Annotated in this window: 18 protein-coding genes and 1 pseudogene; 14 read left to right on the forward strand and 5 right to left on the reverse strand. The window is 37.2% G+C overall.

Features of this window, described 5'->3' with window-relative positions:
- The first annotated feature begins 351 nt into the window (after nucleotides 1–351).
- The 10 genes from DBO93_RS11785 (at nucleotide 352) to DBO93_RS11830 (ending at nucleotide 12,978) form a co-directional block, all read left to right on the forward strand.
- Nucleotides 352–1,404, forward strand: a complete 1,053-nt coding sequence (locus tag DBO93_RS11785; RefSeq protein ID WP_108456524.1) for an OmpA family protein — start codon at nucleotides 352–354, stop codon at nucleotides 1,402–1,404.
- A gap of 145 nt (nucleotides 1,405–1,549) precedes the next feature.
- Nucleotides 1,550–1,759 (forward strand): hypothetical protein, encoded by a 210-nt coding sequence (locus DBO93_RS11790; RefSeq protein WP_162533779.1) that lies wholly within the window; start codon nucleotides 1,550–1,552, stop codon nucleotides 1,757–1,759.
- A 360-nt stretch (nucleotides 1,760–2,119) separates the two neighbouring features.
- A complete protein-coding gene (locus DBO93_RS11795; RefSeq protein ID WP_108456526.1) occupies nucleotides 2,120–4,465 on the forward strand; it encodes a TonB-dependent receptor in 2,346 nt (781 codons plus the stop codon).
- A gap of 11 nt (nucleotides 4,466–4,476) precedes the next feature.
- Nucleotides 4,477–6,654, forward strand: coding sequence for a bifunctional TVP38/TMEM64 family protein/FAD-dependent oxidoreductase (locus DBO93_RS11800; protein ID WP_108456527.1), 2,178 nt, complete (start codon nucleotides 4,477–4,479; stop codon nucleotides 6,652–6,654).
- Nucleotides 6,655–6,659: 5 nt separating this feature from the next.
- Nucleotides 6,660–7,493, forward strand: coding sequence for a DUF547 domain-containing protein (locus DBO93_RS11805; protein ID WP_108456528.1), 834 nt, complete (start codon nucleotides 6,660–6,662; stop codon nucleotides 7,491–7,493).
- Nucleotides 7,494–7,506: 13 nt separating this feature from the next.
- Complete coding sequence (locus DBO93_RS11810; protein WP_239058977.1) at nucleotides 7,507–9,027, forward strand: ABC transporter substrate-binding protein; 1,521 nt, start codon at nucleotides 7,507–7,509, stop codon at nucleotides 9,025–9,027.
- A gap of 3 nt (nucleotides 9,028–9,030) precedes the next feature.
- On the forward strand, nucleotides 9,031–10,788 hold the full coding sequence (locus DBO93_RS11815; protein ID WP_108456529.1) for an ABC transporter permease subunit: 1,758 nt from the start codon (nucleotides 9,031–9,033) through the stop codon (nucleotides 10,786–10,788).
- Nucleotides 10,785–11,435: an ATP-binding cassette domain-containing protein gene (locus DBO93_RS11820; protein ID WP_108456530.1), complete on the forward strand. Its 651-nt coding sequence runs from the start codon at nucleotides 10,785–10,787 to the stop codon at nucleotides 11,433–11,435. The genes DBO93_RS11815 and DBO93_RS11820 overlap by 4 nt, the downstream gene beginning before the upstream one ends.
- Before the next feature lie 76 nt (nucleotides 11,436–11,511).
- The gene (locus DBO93_RS11825; RefSeq protein ID WP_108456531.1) at nucleotides 11,512–12,189 is read left to right on the forward strand and encodes a CDP-alcohol phosphatidyltransferase family protein; all 678 of its coding nucleotides are present in this window, start codon (nucleotides 11,512–11,514) and stop codon (nucleotides 12,187–12,189) included.
- Nucleotides 12,190–12,978 carry a sterol desaturase family protein gene (locus DBO93_RS11830; RefSeq protein WP_108456532.1) on the forward strand — a complete coding sequence of 263 codons (789 nt, stop codon included), beginning with the start codon at nucleotides 12,190–12,192 and terminating at the stop codon, nucleotides 12,976–12,978.
- Between the two features lie 65 nt (nucleotides 12,979–13,043).
- Here the strand turns inward: DBO93_RS11830 and DBO93_RS11835 are convergent, their stop codons facing one another.
- A complete protein-coding gene (locus DBO93_RS11835; RefSeq protein WP_108456533.1) occupies nucleotides 13,044–13,751 on the reverse strand; it encodes an alpha/beta fold hydrolase in 708 nt (235 codons plus the stop codon).
- A gap of 477 nt (nucleotides 13,752–14,228) precedes the next feature.
- Between DBO93_RS11835 and xdp1 the strand changes: the two genes are divergently transcribed.
- Entirely contained in the window at nucleotides 14,229–15,125 is an 897-nt protein-coding gene (xdp1, locus tag DBO93_RS11840) for an exosortase-dependent surface protein XDP1 (protein WP_108456534.1), read from the forward strand.
- Between the two features lie 168 nt (nucleotides 15,126–15,293).
- The gene (gene prsT / locus DBO93_RS11845) at nucleotides 15,294–18,059 is read left to right on the forward strand and encodes an XrtA/PEP-CTERM system TPR-repeat protein PrsT (protein WP_162533780.1); all 2,766 of its coding nucleotides are present in this window, start codon (nucleotides 15,294–15,296) and stop codon (nucleotides 18,057–18,059) included.
- 1,287 nt (nucleotides 18,060–19,346) lie between these two features.
- On the opposite strand, the pseudogene DBO93_RS11850 reads toward prsT, so the two are convergent.
- From DBO93_RS11850 to DBO93_RS11865, 4 genes and pseudogenes are all read right to left on the reverse strand, one after another.
- A pseudogene (locus DBO93_RS11850) lies at nucleotides 19,347–20,604 on the reverse strand (Y-family DNA polymerase).
- Nucleotides 20,592–21,005 carry a S24 family peptidase gene (locus DBO93_RS11855; RefSeq protein WP_108457826.1) on the reverse strand — a complete coding sequence of 138 codons (414 nt, stop codon included), beginning with the start codon at nucleotides 21,003–21,005 and terminating at the stop codon, nucleotides 20,592–20,594. The pseudogene DBO93_RS11850 and the gene DBO93_RS11855 overlap by 13 nt, the downstream one beginning before the upstream one ends.
- A gap of 888 nt (nucleotides 21,006–21,893) precedes the next feature.
- Complete coding sequence (locus tag DBO93_RS11860; RefSeq protein WP_108456536.1) at nucleotides 21,894–22,991, reverse strand: HNH endonuclease signature motif containing protein; 1,098 nt, start codon at nucleotides 22,989–22,991, stop codon at nucleotides 21,894–21,896.
- A gap of 308 nt (nucleotides 22,992–23,299) precedes the next feature.
- Complete coding sequence (locus DBO93_RS11865) at nucleotides 23,300–24,004, reverse strand: endonuclease (RefSeq protein WP_108456537.1); 705 nt, start codon at nucleotides 24,002–24,004, stop codon at nucleotides 23,300–23,302.
- Between the two features lie 96 nt (nucleotides 24,005–24,100).
- On the opposite strand from DBO93_RS11865, the gene DBO93_RS11870 reads away from it, so the two are divergent.
- Together DBO93_RS11870 and DBO93_RS11875 are read left to right on the forward strand one after the other, a co-directional pair.
- The gene (locus tag DBO93_RS11870) at nucleotides 24,101–24,289 is read left to right on the forward strand and encodes a hypothetical protein (RefSeq protein WP_108456538.1); all 189 of its coding nucleotides are present in this window, start codon (nucleotides 24,101–24,103) and stop codon (nucleotides 24,287–24,289) included.
- A 463-nt stretch (nucleotides 24,290–24,752) separates the two neighbouring features.
- Nucleotides 24,753–25,007, forward strand: a complete 255-nt coding sequence (locus DBO93_RS11875; RefSeq protein ID WP_108456539.1) for a YHYH domain-containing protein — start codon at nucleotides 24,753–24,755, stop codon at nucleotides 25,005–25,007.
- Nucleotides 25,008–25,047: the final 40 nt, after the last annotated feature.

Genomic DNA, 25,047 nt, shown 5'->3' on the forward strand with positions numbered 1-25,047 from the left:
CCCCTAGCTATAACTTTGCTGCCATTAATAACAACGATTTTTAAAGTAAAAAGTCACAATAATTTTATTTTTTTTAGTGACAAAAATAAGCACAACATGCCTTGAAACGGATTCTACGCTAGTTATTAAAAAGTTTGTCAGTAATTAATTGAAAATTTTCTATTTTAATATGATCTTTTTCAAAAGTAGTAACGTACTGGCAGCCGTTGTATATAACATTATTGTTAATACATACTTTTAAAAGATGATTAAATTAAAAAAATTAAATTAATTTGTGACTTTTTTCAGACTCACTCGTTATACAAGACAGAAATTAATTAAATTTATGTAGACTTAAACAAGGAATTACCAATGAAAGCATTTAAAATCTCTCTACTTGCAGCACTTATCAGTTCACCATTAGCTGCCGAAAACATTGATAAAACATGGGAATTCGGTGTGTTTGGCGAATATATGAAGTCGAGCACTAACAAAGAAGCAAACTTGGATTGGGACCGAATTGAAGCCGGTAAATCAATTGGTATTGACTTACAAAAAGTTATCAATGATTACTGGGATGTTCGTGTTGAAATTGCTAAAACTCGTTACGACGTAAATAACGGTGGCGATAAAGACTACGGCATTCGTGGTGGTATCGACGCTATTTACAAATTAGAAGACAGCAATATTTATATGTTTGCTGGTGTAAAACGTTTCAGTAACGTAAGAAGCTACAATGCATTAAATGTTGGTGCAGGCTATAACTTCCCAGTTAATGACCGTTTATCATTTTATACCGAAGCCGCTGTATACAAAGATGTTGACTATGGTTTTATCGACCAAGGTTTAAAACTAGGTGTTAAATATGCATTTGGTGATGTTAAGCAAGCTCCAGTAATGAGCAAGCCTGAAACTGTAGCTCAACCTGTTGCTCCAAAAGCGGTAGTTAAAGTTTTAGATGCTGACAACGATGGTGTTGCTGACAACATGGACCGCTGTGCTAATACCCCAGCAACAGTTAAAGTAGACTCTAAAGGTTGTACTTTATATTCTGAGCATGCAGTTGAAATTAAGCTTAACATCGCTTTTGCTAATAACAGTTCAGTAATTCAACCGGCGTTAGTTGATGATATTAGACGCTTAGCTGATTTCATGAATGAGTACACGCGTACTTCAGTTGAAATAGAAGGCCATAGTTCAGCGCCAGGTGATAGCAACTATAACTTAATGCTTTCACAGAAGCGTGCAGACGCAGTTAAAAGCGTTCTAATTAACAAGTTTAACATTGAAGCTAGTCGACTAACATCTAAAGGCTACGGTGAGTCTCAGTTGTTATCAACAGAAAATACTCGTACGGCTAACCAGTTGAACCGTCGCGTAGTAGCTAAAATTGAAACAAGCGCTAAAAAAGTAGTAACTAAATAGTCTTTACTGACTTGTTATTCAGAACGAAGTGAATTAATCCACTGCGTTCTGAATAAACGAAAATCTAAATACATACCCAACCGACTTACTTTGCAGAATTTACTGCCCGTAACAAGTTGGGTATTTTTATAAATTTAAAAGGATTATGATGAGAAAAGTAAGTAAATCTACATTAGACTTTATTAATAAAAATATTAATATTAATGAGCAAGCATCTTCATATCCATTGCGCACTCAACAAAACATTAATACCACTTCGCCAGAAGTAAAAAAACCTGAAATAACGTTAAAACAGCTAAACTCTTCTCCTGTTAATTCAGCCACATTAAAAATGACTAAAAACTTCAATTACTAGGTTAACCCATTAAAATAAGTGGATACCGACAGAAATTAAACTTTAGAATATAAAAATCCAATCACTTTAAAATGCAATTTCATCAAATTGTTCTATATTTAGTTTAATTAAAACTAATAAAATTTTAAGTCCCTTCCTTCTTTTTTACATAGTAAACATCACGGTCCCCCTTTGTCTGGGTCTTTATTTTAGAAACCTGCGACGGCTATATTTAATCATTTCAGTGAACTAAAATTAAGTTTAACCGTAATGTAATTAAATGTACTTGAAATTTATTAGTTTTAGTTCAGGTCTAGTCTCTCATAGCAATTATAAATTGATTTTCAATCCATGGTTAATGACAACAAATTAGGTAGACAAATGAAGTACAGTTTAATCGCCCTTAGTATTCACTTTATCTTTCAAACTCAAACAGCCATTGCTCAAGAAGTTGAAAAAACGGGTGTTGAAGTAATTGAAGTCTCAGGTGAACGTATTATAAATCATGGCTTTTCACCCAAAAATACTGCGATTAATGGTCCGTTCGGTGATGACTTAGGTTTAGCTGATATTGCACGTTCAATGACACCAATCACTAGTGCCATGATGGAACAATTAAATATAACTGACTTACAAGATATATTAGCAATCACACCAAGCAGTTATTCAGCAAGTGGTTTTGGTGCACCGAGCCTACCAACGTTACGTGGGCAACTTGGCGAACTATTTCAAGATGGAATGCGTCGTCAAGCAGGTAATAATGGCTTTGGTGTGCCACTTTCTTTTAATTCTGTTGAGCAGCTTGATGTTATAAAAGGTGCGCCACCCGTGTTATTTGGTAGTAGCCAACGTAATGGCGGTTTTGTTAATTTACAATCTAAACGAGCTTCAACGCAAGAAAGTGCAGCAAAAGTAAAGTTTACTGCTGGTCGTTGGGACCAATACAGTGCACAACTTGATATATCGGCTCCTATTGTTAAAGGTGAAAGTGGCTTTAGGATCAGCGCTGAGCATATTGATAATGGCAGCTTTTACGATCATTCAAGTTTCGAAAGTGACAGTCTTTATGCCGCATTTAGGTTTCTACCAGATGATAAAAGCACTTGGGATATAAACTTTGAATTTTACCAAGTTGAATTTACTGACAATGCTGGTATCAACCGACCTACGCAAGCACTTATCGATAATGGCTTATATATAACGGGCCAAGGCGTGCAGCCTAACGGCAGCCTTATACCCGGTGCTGGTGCCATCATATCACCTACTGGACAGGTGCAAATCAGTCGCAGTACTGTATTAACAGACCCTGATAACGCAAACGAAGCCGAAACATTTTTACTTCACAGTATATATACGCGCGAATTAAGTGGACAAACACGACTAAAAAACAGCACTTATTATCAACATTTAACCCGTGATGAAATTGCTCAAAATAGCTTTGTGGAAATTATAGATGCCGCAGATACTGCACAAAATAGACTAGAACTAAGTCATGATTGGAACAACCAACAACAAACCATTTTCGCCTTTGATGTTCGTTACAATAAAGTACGCGGTTATAGCCAATTTACTACCGAGGCTGACGACCCTATCGATTTAACAGGGCCCATTGAAAACCGACGCATTCCACTTACACCTGAACAACAAGCTAGACTTGTAGAACTCAGCCCCGGTGTGTTTGTTTCACCTGGTGGACAATATGATATAAATAATGACAACGTAGGTGATTTTTCATTATCTGATACTACCGACTCTACCAGCTGGCAGACAGGCTTTGCTATTCAACAAGACAGTCAATGGAGCGAACGTTTAAGAACAAACTTTGGTTACCGTATCGACTTTTATGACGTAGAAGCCAGAGATCCCATTGCACCTGTAGGTCAAGTAGCAGCCCAAGATAGCATTAATAAAATATTACACTCAGGACAAGCTAGTATTAATTATAAGCTTGATACTGATTTAACTATTTATGCGGCAACTAGCTACAACGAAGCAACATCAAACAGTATGGCCGGTGGTAATTCACTTGGCGCTGACAATTTAATTAGTGAGCAGAACTTTGCCACTGAAAACACCCTCAATGAAATCGGTATTAAATATATCCCAGACAATAGTGCTTGGTATGTTGATGGTTCAATATTTAATCAACGCCGTAGTCTACGTAATCGCGACGGTAGTAACACAGGTATAAAAACCAAAGGTGTTGAACTGCAAGTTTTTTATGACGCTGCACCGTACTGGTTTAACGTTAGTTACAGCTATCTTGATGCTCGATATGATAACTCAGCTAGCAGTCAAAGCTCATCACAAATAGCCGATGCCTTTGATAATTCACGCCCTGATATTATTCAAGGTACCAGTGTTGGTGCGCCAAGCTTTACTGCATTCGCTCCATCAACTAGACGTGTACAAGGTATTCCAGAGCAATCTTTAAGTATTAATGGTGGCATTTATCTAACCGAATTTTGGCAAGCAGGTTTTGCCGCGTTATATACTTCTAGTTACCCGCTAGATTATTTGGCAACGGTGAACATACGCGATCAATACACCTTAGGTCTTAATACCAGTTATACCATAGCCGAAAACACTAAAGTGCGTTTCGATATTAATAACGTCACTAATCAAAAAAATTGGCGCCCCGTGTTTGAAGGGGGATATTTTGGCTCAACATTAGTTTTCCCTGAATTGCCTATCAATGCCAAACTCACTTTAACGCACAGTTTTTAAGGACACCTTTCATGTTTAAGAAAGTATTATTATTAGTTATCGCCATATCGCTGATGGCATTGTTTTTTCATTACGATTTAAACCAATTACTTACGCTAGAAGGCCTAAAAGGCTCAATGGATCAATTTGGCGAGTGGCGTGAACAATCTCCAATATTAATCATTGGTGGTTTCTTTGCCTTGTACGTTTTAGTCGCTGCACTTTCGTTACCTGGCGCGGCCATTTTAACCTTGGCTGCAGGTGCTTTATTTGGTTTGGTTGAAGGCTTTATTATTGTTTCATTCGCCTCAAGCATTGGCGCACTATTAGCCTTTTTAGTCTCACGCTATTTATTACGTGAAAGCATTAAAAAGAAATTTCCTGAACGCTTAAAAGCCATTGATGAAGGCGTTCAAAGAGAAGGCGCATTTTACTTATTTACATTGCGCTTAGTACCTGTTTTTCCATTCTTTTTAGTCAATTTATTAATGGGCGTTACTGGCATAAAAGCTTGGACGTTTTATTGGGTAAGCCAACTAGGTATGCTTGCCGGAACTGTAGTTTATGTTAACGCGGGTACTCAGCTGGCTGACATAGAAAGCTTGTCGGGTATATTATCGCCTAAGCTTATCTTCTCTTTTGTTTTATTAGGGCTTTTACCTTTAATTGGCAAAGCGGTTGTTAATAAAATAAAGCAACGTAAAGTTTATAAAAAGTGGCAAAAACCAAAAAGTTTTGACCGCAACTTATTAGTTATCGGCGCTGGTGCTGGTGGTTTAGTAACGAGTTATATTGCAGCAGCAGTAAAAGCAAAAGTTACGTTAATTGAAGCGGGTGAAATGGGTGGCGACTGCTTAAACTATGGTTGCGTACCCAGTAAAGCGATCATTAAAAGTGCAAAAATTGTCGATCAAATTAAACATGGTGAACACTACGGTTTAGAAAATGCTACACCACAATTTTCTTTCAAGAAAGTCATGGCTCGTGTTCATCAAGTTATCGCTGATATTGCCCCGCATGACAGTGTTGAACGCTACACTGACTTAGGTGTAGAAGTTATTAAAGGCTACGGAAAGTTAATTAACCCATGGACGGTAGAAATTAAACTTAACGATGGCACCATGCAAACACTTACTGCTCGCAGTATTGTTATTGCAACAGGCGCTCGTCCATTTGTACCGCCATTGCCAGGTATTGAAGACAGTGGTTACGTTACCAGTGATACTTTATGGACAGAATTTGCCAAACTCGATACCGCGCCGAAAAAATTAGTCGTCTTAGGCGGCGGACCTATAGGCAGTGAACTTGCACAAAGTTTCGCTCGTTTAGGTTCACAAGTCATACAAATTGAAATGGCTGAGCGCATAATGATCAGAGAAGACTTGGAAGTCTCTGAATTTGCTAGTCAGTCTTTACAAAAAAGTGGTGTTAATATCCTGACCTCACATCAAGCTTTACGTTGTGAGCAACGCGATGGTAAAAAATTCATCATTGTTAAAAACCTTAAGCACGAGCAAGGTTCAGAGCAAGAAGAAGAAATGGCTATTGAATACGACGAGTTATTGTGTGCTGTTGGCCGCTCTGCCCGCTTGAAAGGTTACGGTCTTGAAGAATTAGGTATCGAAACAAATCGTACTATTCAAACTAATGACTACTTAGAAACGTTATACCCTAATATATTTGCGGCGGGCGATATTGTTGGTCCTTATCAGTTTACTCATGTTGCCGCTCATCAGGGTTGGTATGCTGCAGTTAATGCATTATTTGGCACTTTTAAGAAGTTTAAAGTCGATTATCGTGTTATCCCATGGGCGACATTTATTGACCCGGAAGTAGCGCGAGTTGGTATAAATGAGCAAGAAGCGATAGAGCAAGGTATTGACTACGAAATAACCCGCTTTGACTTTGAAGAGTTAGACAGAGCTATTACTGACAGTGCAGCTAACGGTTTTATCAAAGTTATTACACCAAAAGGTAAAGATAAAATACTCGGCGTCACTATTGTTTCTGAGCATGCAGGTGATTTAATTGCAGAATTTGTTTTAGCGATGAAACATGGTTTAGGATTAAACAAAATATTAGGCACCATTCACAGTTACCCAACATGGGCTGAAGGTAATAAATACGCCGCTGGCGAATGGAAACGTAACCATGCACCTGAAACTGTTTTAAGCTGGTTAGAGAAGTTTCATACGTGGAGAAGAGGTTAATACTCATGGTTAACTTAAACAAAGCCCTGTTAAGGGCTAAATCTTTACCGTTAGCTTTATTGTTACTGCTAAGCACAGTTTATAGCGCTGTTAGTGTGGCGCAAGAAACCTTGCATCAACCATGGCAGACGTTATTAGCTCAGCATGTAAAGCCGATAAATAATGGCCATTCAAGCCAAGTAGATTATGCGGGCATGAAAATGGAACGAGCGCAGTTAAAAACTTATTTAGCTGCTCTTAGTTCAGTTGATAAAGGCGTGTTTGATCAATGGTCAGCACCTAAGCAATTGGCTTTTTTAATCAACGCCTATAATGCTTGGACCGTTGAGTTTATTTTAACCGCATATCCAGACTTAGCATCAATTAAAGATTTGGGTAGCTTTTTTAGTTCACCATGGAGTAAAAAGTTTATTCCATTACTGGGTGAAACACGCAGCTTAGATAATATTGAACACCAATTAATTCGTGGCGATAATAAATATGGTGACCCACGTATTCATTTTGCCGTTAATTGTGCCAGTATTGGTTGTCCTGCTTTGCGTGAAGAAGCTTATAGTGCAGAAAAATTAGAGCAACAGTTAAACGAACAAACGGTGCGTTTTTTAACAGATACAAGCCGTAACCGTTTTAACGACAGTTCAATGGAGCTTTCTGCTATTTTTAAATGGTATGGGGATGACTTCACTTTAGGTTTTCGTGGCAGTAACTCTTTACCGACTTTTATTTTGCTTTATCATCAAGCATTAAATTTAACACCTGCTCAACAAGCATTATTAAAGTCTGAAAATATGGATAATAACTTTTTAAATTATGACTGGGCACTCAATGCAGCTAGGTAAGCTACAGCATTTAATGAGTAGTAAAAAGAGTCGTTTAACGACTCTTTTTACTTATGTTTGTCTGAATAAATTTATTATTTCATTAACCAGTAAACAAACATCTGGCTTAAAAGAACAACGTCCTACAACCTCAAAAATAAAAGCCTTTATTGAGAGATTTTGGCAGTTAACCATTATATTAGTCGCCCTACTATCCTTATCATCATTAAGTTATGCCGAAATCTCTTCAGCTGTAATCACTGATCAAACCGCTATATCAGATGAATTATCTGGTGAAATGCCTGGTGAAAAATCAACAGTAAAATCGCCTGAAGTATTAACCCACAAAACAACCTTAAAAACTCGTTGGAATACCATTGAGTTATCAGGTAAAAATCATTCCGTATATTTTCACGCTTGGGGCGGTGACCCACAAATTAATAGTTATATTCAGTGGTTAGCAAAGCGAGTAAAACAATTACATAATATCGACTTACACCATGTAAAACTAACCGACACTAGTGAAGCTGTTAGCCGTGTGTTAGCAGAAAAATCGGCAGAAAATCATCAGCAAGGACAAGTTGATTTAGTCTGGATCAACGGCGAAAATTTTGCATCAATGGCTCAATATCAACTTTTAGCCAAAGACTGGGTTGCACAATTACCTAATTTTTCGTTAACTAATCCGCATGAAAACGAGGCCATGACCCGAGATTTTGGCTTACCAACACAAGGTATGGAAGCTCCTTGGGGGCAAGCATCGCTGACTTTTTATTACACGCCGACGCATCAAAGCAATGAATTTAATTTTGCACAGCGTACCTATCAAGAGAGTATTCAACATGCGCCTAAAGATATAAACCAGCTACTCATTTGGGCTGAGCAAAATCCTGGGCGTTTTACTTACCCCAAACCGCCTGATTTTTTATCGTTAAGTTTTCTTAAGTATGCGCTTATCGCATTAAACCAATTTCAACCAGAGCAAATAAAATCAGGTTTGTATCAAGCAGTAACACCACTAAGCCAAGCTGCGTTGTTACCCGTTTTATGGCACTACTTAGATAAGTTACACCCTAACTTATGGCACCAAGGACAATACTTTGTTGCCAGTGGCACTGCACTGCAAAGGCTTGTGGGTGATGGTGAAATAAATCTTGGCTTCACCTTTTCTGCGGCGCAAATTCCAGCGTCTGTCGCGCGATATAACTTACCCGAAAACACCCGAAGTTTTGTTATGCAAGATGGCAGCTTAAGTAATATACATTTTGTTGCTATTCCTTATAATGCAGCGAATAGTAACTCAGCAAAAATAGTTGCTAATTTTATGCTCAGCGTTGAAGCACAAGCTAAAAAACAACAAGCTGAAGTTTGGGGCGATAGTACCGTTATCGATGTTTCACAATTACCGTCACCGCAACAATTATTGTTTAGTACAAATAAGCAGTCTCCAAGTGCATTACCAATCAGCAGTAAAATAAAAGCATTAAGTGAACCTCACCCTAGCTGGTCTAAACTCATCAGCCGTGAATGGCTGAAACGCTATGGGGCGCAATAATTTATGAGCAATTCATTGATCACTAAAACTAAAACGCGTGATAGCTTTTTTAGCACGATAGTTAAAATTAGCCCTAAACTGTTAATGGCCATATTAATTTTGCCAGTACTTGGCGGCTTACTCGGCGTAATTTTACCCGCGTTTGGCTGGCTTCCTGCTTTGGATAAAACCCAATTCAACCTACAAGGGTTTGAGCAATTAATGCAAACACCCGGCATAGTGCAGATGATAGGCTTGAGCTTTTTCAGCAGTATTGTCAGTGGCTTGCTAGCGTTTATTATCACATTATTATTAATCGCAACATATTTCGATAGCCCTTGGTTAGCGCGCATCCAGCGTTTACTAGGGCCCATTTTAGTTATTCCACATGCGGCAGCTGCAATAGCCATTGCATTTTTAATTACGCCATCGGGTATGATCGCCCGTTTACTTTCGCCATGGATAACCGGATGGCAAAGCCCAATTGACTGGTTACTGCCTCACGACCCATACGGTATAAGCATTATCATGGGGTTAACACTAAAAGAACTGCCCTTTTTATTATTAATGACGTTAAGCGCTATTGCTCAACCAGCGCTCAATATTAAGTTGCGCGCTCAATATCGTCTCGCCCTTAGCTTAGGTTATTACCCAATGACCGCGTTTTTCAAAGCGGTATTGCCAAACATATATCCATTAATGCGCTTACCCATATTAGCCATACTCGCCTACGCGAGTGCTAGTGTAGAAATGCCATTAATACTAGGCCCAAATACACCACCAACATTAGCTGTTGCGATAATGAATTGGTTTCATGATGTTGATTTAAGTTTGCGAATAAAAGCATCTGCGGGAGCTTTATTGCAGCTACTGATTACCGTTGCAGTACTCATTACATGGTGGATATTAGAAAGGTTAACACTGGCTATAACCTGCAAAAGCCTCAGCAATGGTCAACGCCAGTACGGCGATATTGTGTGGGCTAAAGTCATCAGTGTTTTTACCGCTTTGTTGATCAGCTCTATCGCGTTAGCATTACTTGGTATGGTGTTTTGGTCGTTTGCTGGCTACTGGCAGTTTCCGCTAGCCTTACCTGAGCAATGGGTGCTACTGCATTGGAAATCTGCTCTACTTCAAGTGCAAACACCTATAATAAACTCGCTCAGTATCGGTTTTGTATCAACAAGTGTTGCGGTCATTTTAACTTTATTAACCTTAGAGTATGAAAAACAAAATGGTGCTCAACTTTCAAATTACAGTAGTTTGATTATATATTTACCGCTGATGATCCCTAGCATTGCTTTTTTATTTGGTTTAGTTTGGTTGCAAGAAGCCTTGCACAGTAAAACAACCTTTATAAATGTCGCCTTGGCACATCTATTGTTCGTTTTACCCTACGTATTTTTATCTTTAGCGACTAGTTACCGTAAACTTGATCCTCGTTATGCCCAAGTTGCTGCAAGCCTAGGTGCCTCACCATTAAAAATATTTTTACAGGTGAGTTTACCGCAACTACTTATGCCTATTTTAATGGCGAGTGCTTTAGGACTTGCCATTAGCTTTAGTCAATATTTACCCACGTTACTTGTGGGCGGTGGTCGATTGAATACGGTGACAACTGAAGCTGTAAGTTTAGCCAATGGCGCTAGTCGTCGCACCAGTGCCGTATATGCACTCATACAAATGCTATTACCCGCCATTGCTTTTTCAATGATATGGCTAGTATCGACACGACAAAACAAACAAAGAACGCACAAGATGAAAAACGAGGTTACCTTATGAACCCCACTGGTGAGAACAACAGTTTACAGATCGAAAATTTGACCATATCACGAGATAAAGCCCCGCTATTATCACTTAATGAAACAATAAAAGGTGGTGAAGTATTAACCATTATGGGCCCTTCTGGCAGTGGTAAGTCAACCTTATTGAACTGGCTAACGGGAATGTTACCTAAAGGATTTAATGCTGATGGTAACGTACATTTAAATGGCGCTAATATTACCCACACAGCAAGTTATCAACGCCATATGGGTTTGCTGTATCAAGACGCATTGTTGTTTCCGCACTTATCAGTTGCTGATAACATTGCTTTTGCCATGCCAAAAGGTGATAAAAAAGCTCGGGCAACAAAAATTAGCTTCGCCCTCGCTGAAGTTGGTTTAGCAGGTTTAGATCATCGTCATCCCGACAGTTTATCAGGCGGGCAACAAGCACGAGTGGCACTTTTAAGGGTGTTATTAAGTCAACCTAAAGCTATATTATTAGATGAGCCGTTCAGTAAGTTAGATAGCCAATTACGCCAAGAAACCCGACAGTTAGTTTTTGAACAAATAAAGCAACACAAGTTACCCGCTATAATGGTGACCCATGATGAGTCTGATGCGATTGCCGCTAACGGTAAAATTATTCACTTGTCGATGAACTAGTCGATAAATTAGTCAGCGAATGAGCTAATATCAACGCAGATGACCATAAACATTAAAGTAGTTAAGAAGAAATTTCATGTTAGATAAATATATTACACCTGTGATAAAACCCTTATTACATCCAGTAGTGAGTCTTTTAGATAAAAAAAACGTAACGGCTGATCAACTCACCGTTATTGGTTTTATCATCGGTTTATTTGCCGTGCCTTTATTGGCTTTTAATTTGTGGGATCTTGCCTTAGCAGCCATTATTTTAAATCGAATATTTGACGGTTTAGATGGTGCACTAGCGCGGCACCAAAATAGCAGCACAAGTGCTGGCGGCTTTTTAGATATTTGCCTCGACTTTTTGTTTTATGCCGCTATACCTTTAGGCTTTGCTCTAGCCAATCCTGAACATAATGCATTAGCTGCTGCGGTTTTATTAGCGGTATTTATTGGTACAGGTTCTAGTTTTTTAGCTTTTGCTATTCCGGCAGAAAAATTCAACTTAGAAAAACCCCAATTTGCTTACAAAAGTTTTTATTATTTAAACGGCTTAACCGAAGGCACCGAAACCATTGCCATCTTCGTTGCATTTTGTTTATGGCCGCAATATTTTGCTGAACTCGCCTATGGTTTTGCTTTTTTAGCGGGTATAACAATAGTTACAAGGGTGTATGGTGGTTATCATACCTTGAAATTACAGACGATAAATATTCAAGCCTCTGCTAAAGAAAATGCAGATACAAACAATATAAAAACGGATAACTAAATGACCGATGCCAGTATACGATTAAGTATATTTTTTACTGTTTTACTCGCTATGCTCGTGCTAGAAAGTTGTTTTCCTGCACGAAAAAGCAAACTGACTAAGCGCGTACGTTGGTTAGGTAACTTTTCACTTTTAATTATATCGTCAGTCGTCGCTAGATTATTAGTGCCTATTGGTGTTACCGGCATTGCCCTATACGCTTCATCACAAGGGTTAGGGCTATTCAATAATATTAACTTACCAAACTGGCTGATCATCACCTTAAGCGTATTGTTATTAGATTTAATGATTTACTGGCAGCATCGAATATTTCACCTTGTGCCCATGTTATGGCGTTTTCATAAAGTACATCATGCTGATAGTCATATCGATGCCAGTACAGGTTTGCGCTTTCATCCTATTGAAATTTTGTTAAGCATATTACTCAAAGGCTTAGCTGTGCTATTACTCGGAGTACCTGCTATTGCTGTGATTATTTTTGAAGTAGCCCTTAATGGTTTTGCATTATTTAATCATGCAAATATTCGACTACCTCGTTGGTTAGAGTACCCATTACGCGCCATACTGATAACGCAAGTATTACACCGTATCCATCATAGCCAAGTGGTTGAAGAAACTAATAGTAATTATGGTTTTAGTGTCAGTTGGTGGGACAGGTTATTTGGGAGTTATAAATCACAAGCTAAGAAGCCTGATGAAGATTTAGATATCGGCCTTAACAGCTATAAGGCCGATAATAAAACTGCGACGTTGTTGTCATTACTAAAAATGCCTTTTGACAAAAATTAGCCAACAATTTAGTCACTAACCTGGGCACAACGCCAAAAGTTAACGTTAAGCTTGATACACTAGACTTATTTAATTAGATCGTATTGTTTTTGAGCCGTATATGTTTGCAAGCCAAAATGATCTAAATTATAACTATAGGTCGCATTTTCATTATCAATTTGGCTAGAATGAATACCACCAACACGACATGTGCCACTGCCACAAACTATTTGATCACTCCAACTCTTGATAGAATAAACTCGGCTTGCAATTGTTTTCCCCTCTAACCAATCTAAAAATGGGCTCGACACAGATAAACCACTAGCACCACAAGTAGGTGTCCAGACATTCCAAGGATAAGCGCCACAGGTCCATAATCCGCGATATGCACCAGCTACACCAACAAAGGCATCTACCTTATTACTTTTGCCCAATTTTATAACTTGTTGCGCGGCTAGAGTAACGCCCATTGAATGACCAATGATATCAATTTTACCTGTACAAGAACTGGCTATTGCACTGTTAATCGCATTGTTAACGGGCGTTTCTTCTGAGCCACTATGATTGTTATAACTAGCTGAAGACCCGCCCCAAGATGGCCGAAAAACCTCGCTGTCTTTATAATTTTTTGCCTTAAGTAAATCATAGGTGTTATCCCAGTCAGATGGTGTACCGGTATTACCATGCACTAACACCACACTGTCAACACAGGCGGCATAAACATTTTGAGTTGCAAAAGTCAGTAATAGAGAAAGTAGTATTTTGCTTGATGCTTTTAAGGGTATTGATTTCATGTTTGGCTCGCTTATTAATTATAGTTATTTCGAATGTTCATTTAATGAACAAGGTTAACTGTAATAAACAATGCATCTAAAAGAAGTGCTACCTTAGTACTAGTTAAATAAGTGCATGTGCAAAAAAACAAAAAACGCATTATGAGTGATTTAACTGTAACTAACTTTATTGCTATTGTGTTGGATGCAAGAAGCACTAGAGTCTAATACTAAGCAAGACTATTACACCAACTGGTATAACCACTATGATTTTATTTATTATTGCGCTATAATTGACCGAAATATGGAAATAGAAAGTGTCAGAATAATTTACAATAGTACTTAAAAATAAACAATTAATTACTAGTAACTTATTGTATAAAAATGAATTAATTTATTTGGCGCGCTATTTGCTTATAAGTACAATATATAATTTTATCTCTATGTTAGGTTTAAATAAATCTAAATAGTAGTCTTAGTAAGGTAAATGGAGTTTATATGTTAAATAACATAAAAAATATAAGTTTGATCGCTGCGTTATTAGTATCATCGTCAGCTATGGCAAGTGTAACAACTACATCAGGTCATTTTGGTGGCGTTTCTGATACTGGTAACAACTTCAATCAATTTGAAGTTAATTTCGGTGGCGTCGATGTTAAAGTTTCTGGTTGGTCTGACACCGGCAATGTTTCATCTAACCCATCAAACAGCAATGACTTAGATCCAATTATCGAGCGGGCCGTAGATTTCGAAAAATATGGCAACGGTTGGTCAATGAAAAATACTGATGAATCGAGCTCAGGTAACTGCGGTTACTCTCATTCAGCAGATAACCTTGGTTCTGGATGTGATTACCAAGATTACGATTTTTTCCTATTAGAGTTTTCAGAGGCTGTGACACTAAATAGTGCAGATTATAGTTGGAGACACAGAGATTACACACACACCTCAAATGGTTATGTATATACAGAAACTAAATCAGAAGCAACCGCGTCTAACCAAGTTAGTGTAGCTGCATTACGCTCAGGTTCACTTGACCAAAGTACTTGGCAAGATGTTAAAGACAATCAGACAATCGCTTCAAACTGGTCTCAAATGCGTTATTCTGGCACTGATAAGCAAGCTTACTATACTAACTTTGGTCAAACAGGTAGTGGTAACGCTTCAAACTTAGCGAATACAAGCTCAAATTTCTGGTTGATTGGTGCATTAAATGCCGCAGTATTTGGTGGTAATACAAGTTGGGAAGGTGATGACGGCATGAAGTTAGCTGGCATTACTTTTACTACAAGTTCACAATCTCCAGCAACCAGCGTACCTGAGCCGAGCTCAATTGCTTTGTTTGGTTTAGCTATTGCAGGCTTATTTGCCTCTAGTCGTAAGAAGCTAAAGTAATAAATATTTCTTAAGAAAAAAGATGGCTAAGCCATCTTTTTTTATGCCCAAAGCTTTATAATTACTCTTCTCATCACGTTAATTTAACTTATTATTCCTTTTAGAATAGGCTAGATTAAGCAATAATTACTTATGTTAGTTTATTCACTCTTTATATTTTGGATTGCCATGCGATTATTTTTATTCAGTATTTTTCTTATCAGCTCTATTACAGCTGCTGCCAACAACTTTGAAAAAGCCCTCACCGCTTATAATAGTAATCAAATTGAAGAAGCTTATATTCATTTAAAGAATGTTATGCAAGACGAACCTGAAAACCTTTCGGCTAAAGTATTAATGGGTAAAGTATTAATGCATAAACAATATTTTGGTGACGGCATCGCGATACTCGATGAAGCATTAATTGAAGGCGCTGATATTAACTTATTCTTAAATGAGTTAGGCAGTGCCTTGATTATCGCTCGAGAGTATCAACAAGTCATTGATTTAGGGAAAAGTAAATCGTTAAATACCGAAAATAAACTTACATGGTATCTATTGTCGGCTAACGCTTATCGTGCGCTAGACAACATAGAGGAGACTCGTAAATATTTTAAACTTGCGCTAAGCCTAGCACCAACAAATGATCGAGCGCTGGGTTCTCTCGCCGCATTTGAATTAAACCAAAAAAATTACAGCTCAGCAGAAAAATTAATTGATCAAGTCATTACTTTATATCCTGAACAAAGCAGAATTTGGCATCTTAAAGGTCAGCTATACATAAGTAAAAAAGATAATAAAAGTGCTTTAAATGCCTTCGAAACTGCCTATAACATTGATAATAACGACCCTATTGTGCAGCGCTCACTCGCCAATGCCTACACTAATGCTGGCAAGTTTGAAGAAGCACTCTTATTGGTTAATAAAATTTTAATTAATACACCTGATGATCCTATGGCAAAATTACTTCAAAGCGAACTCTTAGCCAATACAGCTAAGTTTGAAGAAGCTAAAGCCGTGCTTATAGACATCAGCCAAAAATTATCCTTATATACCGACGAGCAAAAAAGTACTAACGCCTCACTAACCTATGTTGCTGGTGCTGCGGCATATTTACAAAATGACTTTGAAGTGGCTCAAAAAGAACTACTCGCCTATTTAAGAGATGTACCACAAGACTTTGCCGCTATAAAAATGTTAGTTGACATATATTTACGCCAAAACCAACAAGATAAAGCCTTAGATTTACTTGAAGCGAAAGAAAAACTGATTGTTAACAACTTACCGTTAGCAACAAAACTAATAGATTTATATTTAAACAATCAAAAAATTTATAAAGCTGAGCGATTAATAACAACCTTAGAAGACGAATTTAAAAACAGCCAGGCGTTAATATTTGCGAAAGTGAATTACTTATCAAAAATAGAGCAATTTGATAACGCAATTACCTTACTTGACCAACATCAACCAAAAGAATTTAATGGTATATTTTTGCTTACTAAGGGTCTTGTCTACCGTGCCAATAAAAAAATAGCAGAAGCAAATGAAATTGCCGACACTCTCTTAGAAGCACAACCATTAAATTCCGATTTTTTAACCTTTAAAGGTGTGTTGTTGTTACAACAGCAGCAATGGAACCCCGCGGTTAAAACATTTGAGCAAGTTTTATCTATTAAACCTGGAGACTTTAACAGCCTTTTTAATATTGCTAACGCTAAAGCGGCATTAGGTGAATTTGGGGATGCTAAAGTTATAACAACAAAACTTTTAGAAACACAGTCAGCATTTGCTCCCTTAATTATTTTAGACGCCAAGCTAGATCGAGACATGGACAATACCGCCCTTGCTCTTGAGAAACTGACAAAATTAACCAGTGCGAGTAAAACTAACATCAAAGCCTCTGAGGTTTTAGTCGATATCTATATGCAACAAGGTGACTATGAATCAGCACTAAACGAATTAGACAACCTCAATAAGTTAGTGTTTTTAAACCCTGAATATATAAAGCAAAGAATTGAAATCTATATAGCTATTAAAGATACAAAGCAAGCTATAAAGCAAATTGAAATACTTGAAGGAATAGTAGAAGGTCCAAGAGCATTTTATGAACTAAGCCAATTATATTCCAAGACTAATGAGCCTTTAAAAGCGCAAGCAGTATTAAAAAGAGCACTTATATTAGCCCCTGAAAACTTACTGATACAATTACAAATAGTTAGGTTAGATATTCAATTAAATTCGCTAGAACTAGCCGACAGCAAGCTTGTTGCTATCGAAAAAGCCTATACAAATAACCCTAATGTTCTTTTAGTTCGTGGTGATTTACTAGCAAAACAAGAAAAGTTAACTCTGGCCAGTGAAAAATATGCAGCAGCGCTTTCATTAGACCACAATTTTATTCAAGCATTAGTAAAATTGTACCAAATGACAACATTAGGCTTTGGTCATGAAGCATTTCAAAGTCTCACCAATGAAATTTTGAGCAAAAACGAAAATTTTCATTTTATGCGTAACCTTTTAGCAGATCATTACTTAAATATCGGTGATACAGTAAATACTAAAGTTCACTATGAAATTTTAAAAGAAGTCGAAGAACTGCCAAATAAAGCGCAAGTGTTAAATAACTTAGCAAATATTTTATTAAAGGAAGATCTAACTTTAGCTGAACAATATGCCCTCAACGCATTAGCACTAGATGATACATCTTCTGCTATATTAGATACTTACGGATGGATAAAAGCTTTACGAGGAGAGTTTGAAGAAAGCTTAACCTTACTTAGAAGAGCCTATACCATGAACTCTAATGATCCCGCAATTAACTACCATTTAGGCTACACATTAATGAAACTTAATCGAGTTGAGGAAGCAAAAAGAGAATTAGGCCGTGCGCTTTCTAGCGATATTAATTTTTCCGAACGAGATGAAGCTAAAGCGTTATTAGAAAGCATTAAATAACGAATATAGTTAGTTGTGTAAGATGGCGCTCATAAAACGAAGTGTAATAGGTATTTCGTTTTATGAGGCTTTATATGAGCGAGGCTTCTAGTACAAATAAAGTATATCTCGACCAAGTTTTCCTTTCTTTAGTATCAATTACAAACCCCATAATTTCTCATCAGCTTAAAAGTACGTTTATCAATACGTTCGCCTTTGAGCAATTTCAGTTCAGTTTTATCTGTAATCCAAAAGATTAATCACCTTAGTTGGCATTATATAAAGAGTATTATTAAATTTGACATGCCTAATGTGTAATTTTTCAGTAAAGTGTTCCATAAATATAAACAATCATAAATCATACTCGTTATAAAAAAGCATAACGAGGCAAACTAGAAGCCAATTTTAAGCCATTAAACACCTTCGCTTATACAGCGCCCAGCAATTCATTAATAAACTGTGTTGGCAGCGATTTAAAGCCCTTAAGCCGTAACGTCAACATATCAATTGTTATGATTATTAATAAAAGTAAATCTAGTAGAGGTATTTAGCGCTAGGTTAAAACAACTTAATATTTGTCTATTGATAGGCTCTTTACTCATACTTATTATCATTGCAGAGCGTAAAGCATTTAGCACTTAATTATTGGGGCAAAATGTTTATGAAGAAGTAACACAATTTGATGCGGAAATTTATAAAAACGTACTTTAACGCAAGCCAACGTTAACATCCATTTACAGCGCATAGCCTTACCTATCAAGTTAATAAAGTACATTCTTCAGTTATCATTAACTCTCACATTTATATTACTTAAGGTGTTATTAAATAAGATAAGTTGATTTTTGTATACTACGCCATGACCCTGACACAGGTTATGTCATGAATTACAGCTTGATTGAACCGAGCGTTAGCTTGTTAATACCATTTATAATGTATATATTTTTAGTGATAATTGCTCAATGGCTTCATGCATATCCAAAAAGTAAAAAAGCAGTTATAGCGCTATAAAGTTACTTTGCACACTAGGTTACTTTTTGTAAGAATATTAAGACATAAAAAAACCGGAACACCTTATTATATAGGTTATTCCGGTCTTTATCGGTTCTAATCGAACCTGTATTTGGTGCAGATAGAGAGACTCGAAAAAGGCATATAAGCAACTGTTTTACAATTAAAATAATAAAATACAACTACGAGAGTGTTACTTGCAGTGTTACTAAAATATAAAGTCATTGATGAAATATCTATATAACGAAAACATTTTATATAATCTTTTATATAGCAAAATTTTATAATGATTATGGAATATTAACAACTGATCTTCGGTATATCTCGCCACTTACTCGTATAACTTGGTGAGAGAAACTCACGACGCATCCGCCACTTCTCAGCTCTACCCTGCGCAGCTAATTGCAAAGTATCATTACCGTATATGTTATTGATGCCGTCATAACATTGCATCAACTCTGGCTTATCATCGTTAATTGAAAATAAGTCGTGTTGTTGAAATTGCTGGTTTACAAGTTCAATAGCACCAATGCCACAACGATAAAAATTTACGCCGTTTATAAAAATACAATCAAATGCAGCCGATATAGCGTTAGCAATGCTTAAAGTATTGTCTGTGGCAACGGGAAACTCATAAACAATCGACTTGCTATAATAGTTATCATCATGAGGCGAGCTAGCAGCGAAAATAACCAACCTTTTTATTAGCGACTGCTGTTTCCTAGCTTTACGTCCAACAATAACACCATGACAAACAAGCGCCGTTTTAAGTGAATGCTTGTCACTCACTCGCTGACCAAAAACTTCTTGTTGAGTATATCTCTTTTTTAGCCTGCTTAATTTCGTCCCAATTTAAACAAACGATACCATTAAGTTCATTCACTGTTCGTTCAACCAAAACACTAAATTGGCTACGCATAACTTTAGGTGACTGGTTAGCTAAATCCCAAGCGTTACTGATACCCATAACATTTAATCGCTTACCAAGACGATTACCTATACCCCACACGTCAGTTACAGACATTTGAGATAATACCTCTTTACGAGAAGCTTTATCGACAACTACAGCTACACCGTTATAACCTGGTAATTTTTTAGCCGCATGATTGGCCGCTTTTGCTAATGTAGGCGTAGAGCCAAAACCCACACCAACAGGTAAGCGTGTTTCTTTCCAAACTGCACGGCGTATTTCAGCACCATAACTATGCCAGTCCTTAATTACCTCTTGGTAATTTTTAAACTGTAAAAACGACTCGTCAATCGAATAGACATATTGGTTATCGCAATATCTCCCGATAACGTTCATCATCTGTTCACTTAGACTGGCATAAAGTTCATAGTTAGAAGAACGCACAATCACATTATGCTTTGCTAGAAAATTTTTTATTTGAAAATACGGCTTAAACTTAGGCACGCCTAAACGACGGGCAATAGGACACACGGCACAAATACAGCCATCGTTATTAGTCATAACAACAACGGGTTTACTTCTAATTGACGGATCGAACACCTTTTCACAAGAAGCATAAAAAGACACCGCGTCAACTAACGCATACATGCACTTAGCTCCTTTACCGGTCTATGTAACCTAATTGACCGAGTTACAACGCCCTCTATTTGAAACTCATCCTCTGGTGTAATACTAACGGGTTTATGTAATACAGAAGCAGATAGAAGCCTAGCATGCGTTTTATCAATAAATTTACACGTAAAGCAACCATTGTAATTTGCTACGATCACATCACCATCTTTTACCTGTTCACTACGATCAACCAGTAATAAATCACCATCGAATATACCAATACCTTGCATAGACTGCCCTTGTGCTAAGCCAATAAAGGTAGCATCTGGGTGAGCAATTAAAAGCTCATCAAGTGACAAACCTAATTCTTTATATTCAGCCGCAGGAGATTCAAAGCCAGAGATACCAGCTTCAATGTAAACAGGAATAACTTTCATTTCAGCCATCAACCACTGTAAATAAAAACAGTATAACTCATAAGTATATTAACTGTTATAAACTTAACTCCACATTCAGAACCACTGCTATTTACTTACATTATGTACACACTTATGTACAAAAAATAATTATTCAAACACACTCCCAAGCCTTGACGGTCTTTGTATTCATGTGATACTTTTGTCGGACGAGACAAAGGGAAGGAACTTCCAATATGTCACGCCGAACAAGCCGCAAGCGGCTCAAAAGTAATCCCACAAAGTATACCGCGCAGAACTAACGAACCCCTAGAAACTAAACCCAAACCCTTATATACACTGGTCTGTAGCCCTGTTTGAAGTATATACTCTAAAATATTAAAATCATAAATAACTAAAAACAAGTGTAACACGCTGAACACCGCGCGCTTACTAGCCTATAGCCAATCACTAACAAAACTGACAGCAAGTGAAACACCTTAAATTGCGCCCAAGTTACGGGTTTTAATCATCTTAAATTGCGGTTTTGTCACGGTTATCATGCTTAAATTATTGGCTTTTCTATGCACGTTCTATTTTCATGTATATAAAATGGCATTTCGTGTACACGTATTTCAGGCATAAAAAAACGACCATATAGGCCGTTTAATTTACTCACTGTTCGTTATCACTTAACAACCCAATCAACCTTGCCAACTGCTTGGCTTTCATCATCTTGATAGACTAACTTCTAGCACTTTGCAGGCCTCGTATTAAAACTAGAAAGCAACCTAAAGCAGACGACATAGTGGCGTTTTGGAGTCATTTTCAACTGGTTAACCCTTATGTCCGCTTCAGAAGGATAGAGAACTGAACAAAAGAAGACAATTGTAAATGGTTCTTATCTAAGTACTCATACCATAAATAATATCACCCGTAGTGCTCTTGTCTATGGCAGTTAGGGCAAAGTGCTATCGCATTGTTTACCGTATCGTCACCATCATCTGCTAACTTAATTTTATGGTGAACCTCTAAGTAAGGCGTATCATCTTTTCTACGTATAAAAGGCGCCTTTCTATTAGGTGTTTTGCAATTTTCAGCCTCACAAAAACCATTAGCCCTTTCCAGTACATCTGCCACTACATCAGGGTTACGGTCATAAACAGTTGTAGTCACTACCCTAGCTTTTGGCTTAGGCTTCTTAGCCGCCTTTTTAAGGCGTTTTTTTCGCTCTACAGATGAATCAACTAAAGATTGCTTTACTTGATCTTGAAAGCTTTTCTGGTAGCTTATAATCGACATAGCTGCATCTGTATCAGCGCCAGCTAATTGAAACCACATTTTCCCATCTGTATCTGTTATATGACCTAAAGACTTAAAAACACCTTTGTAGGTAAATGGCCCGCTATCAGTATTTCTTACAAATGTATAAATAGGGATATTGGCTGAGTTAATTATGGCAGCGTTATCTTCGAATGACTCTTTAAATACATCCTGCTTTTCTTCAAACCCCTCGACTTTTTGCTTCATGCTTTTTAAATAGTACTTTAGTAATTTATTTTCAGATAACCACTGATTAGGATACTTCCCATTATTCAAAGTCGCTTTAATAACGATTTCAGTAACTAAGCCGTTTACTTTATTAAGCTGGATTCCACCTAAACGAGTATCATACTTACCCAAAGGTGATAATAACTCTCTAGCTGAATACTCATTATTTATAAGGAAGTCTTTAATTAAGGTTTTATCATTTAAGTGAACATTAAAACGCTTTCTAAATTCACCTAATACGCTTTCATATGTATCAAGTCCTAACCCAGTTAATTGTTGATATGCTTCGTTTTCATAACCTTTTAAGGCTGTGTGTTCAAGATATTGATATAGGTCTCCCACCTTAGCAAAGCTATTTACCCAGGGCCGTTGATTGTTAATTACATTCTTTATTTTTCCTGAAACTTTGTCGGAACTAAGCCCTGGTTCAAACACCCTGTTAATTATAAAATCCTTCGCTTCTTGTAGTACGCTCATGAATTACTTCCAATGTTATATATGAGCCTAATACTACAAATAATTTCAGCCGGTTAATACTTAAAATTGATGCTACACGCTATTATTCTTACTGCTACTGTGAATCCCAGAAATGTGACTTTGACGACTGTTACTGAAAAGCAGCTAATGTCTTCTTTGTCGAATAAATCGCCTTTAAATCCTTAAGTTTGAACGTCTGCAATGGTGCTATTTACTTTGAGAAATTTGCGCCTAAATTAGGTCGGCTTTGTGGCAATTACAGTCTTAAAATCATCTACCTTGAACGACCGCTATGCCAGAGAAAGTAGTTAATCATAAAACATATCCACGAAAACATTAGAGTTACCTTGGATCTCTTTAATCCTAGCATTCCTAATAAATTCCCATTCACTAGGCGGATCTATGCGTGACCACTTAAGGAACATTAATAGTTCATCCTCAGAGATAGCTACATTGTGCTTATGATTCATATATAGCCACACCCTCGCTAGGTCACCCCGAATAACATCAGAAGGCTCTACGATCTCGTTAGTCCATTCAAAATCACAGGTCCCAAGCTGCCTTTCTTCACCTTGGATTATTCCATAGCGAGAGTCAGACCTTATACGGTTAGCTTGTCCTACTGCTGGCACAAGGTTATGCAAATCAAAGATGATATTCTTGGCTTCTTGTGAAGTTCTTTCGCATTGATTGCGGTTGCCATTAACCCAACAGTCCATTTGTCGAGCAGGCGTTAATGAAGCTGGTACTACATGCTCCCAATCGAGGACGTTAATAGCATTCTTATATTTTGCCTGAGAGCCTTCATAACCGCAGGTTTCAGTATCGACAACACCGCCGCTAGTGCCTTTAGATTCATAAGGACAACTGCAATATTTGGTGACTGAATGATCGAAGTACACTTTATCCCTCGCGGTCTGCTTGGTCTTAGTCCATGAGCTAGGGACATTATGAGCATTTGCCGAGTTAATTAATAAAGTTGTTACCAATAGAAGAAAATAGAATGATTTCAATGTTCATGCCTCGGAGCTAGTAGTTTTTATCACTATTGCAGAAACGAAAAATGTTTACTACTTTTTATGTATGGACTCTCAATAAATGGAATTATCATGAGTAATCATATCGAGGTTAAAAAACAACAGTTAAATCCCCCTAACGTATTAATTAAAACTTGGTGCACTCTGGCTAGAGATGAAGACGAGCAAGTAAGGACGCACGCAATGAAAATGCTTTTAGACACTTTTGGTGACTTGGAGTCAATAGTTAAGTTTGTTAAGAGCAATAATATTAAAGTTTAGTATACCGTCAAGTCGCCTTTATTTTTTGCCTTATATTCTGTGCTAGACAAAAATGAGTCAGAGAAATGATATGGCTTGAATATAAATTTGTGGCCAAAAAGAGTTGGCCACTACATAAAACCGTTAAACCGTTAAACCGTTAAACTTTTAGACTTAATATCTAAATACTCCAAAATGCTACTCGTCACTTTTGTAAAAATATAAAGGTAAGTAGCGCTTTGCGGGAACAATGACGAACCTTTAACACTCAAGCCGTTAGTATGATCTTTATGCCACCAACTTAACTGTCCGTATCTTGAAATTCTTTCATGGCTGTGCGGATCAAAGCTAAGTCTTTATAACAATACCACTGTTCGTAGCCACTAAATGTTGAATGAAAAGCTGTTGACATCCTTTTCCAAATGTATGAAAGTTATCTGCTTAATATATAGGATATTATTTATAATAATCACAAGGAATAAGTATGAAAAAAATCTTAATTGGGTTAGTTGCTATTGTACTTTTAACTAGTCAAGCATCAGCACATAGTGGTAGAACGGATAAAAACGGCGGTCATAACTGTAGTAAGAAGTCAGTTGAAAAGGGCTTATGCGAAGGTTATCACTATCATAATGGACAACCTTTCGCTAACAATGCTAAAGGCCATGAAGAGCATAAAAGTGCACATGAACACCAGCATGAACATCAACCTACTCCAATAGTAAGTACTAAAGTTTAGCTAAACGTACACATTCAAAATTAGCTAACTTAAACATAAA

It is taken from the genome of Colwellia sp. Arc7-D (assembly GCF_003061515.1).
Classification (GTDB): domain Bacteria; phylum Pseudomonadota; class Gammaproteobacteria; order Enterobacterales; family Alteromonadaceae; genus Cognaticolwellia.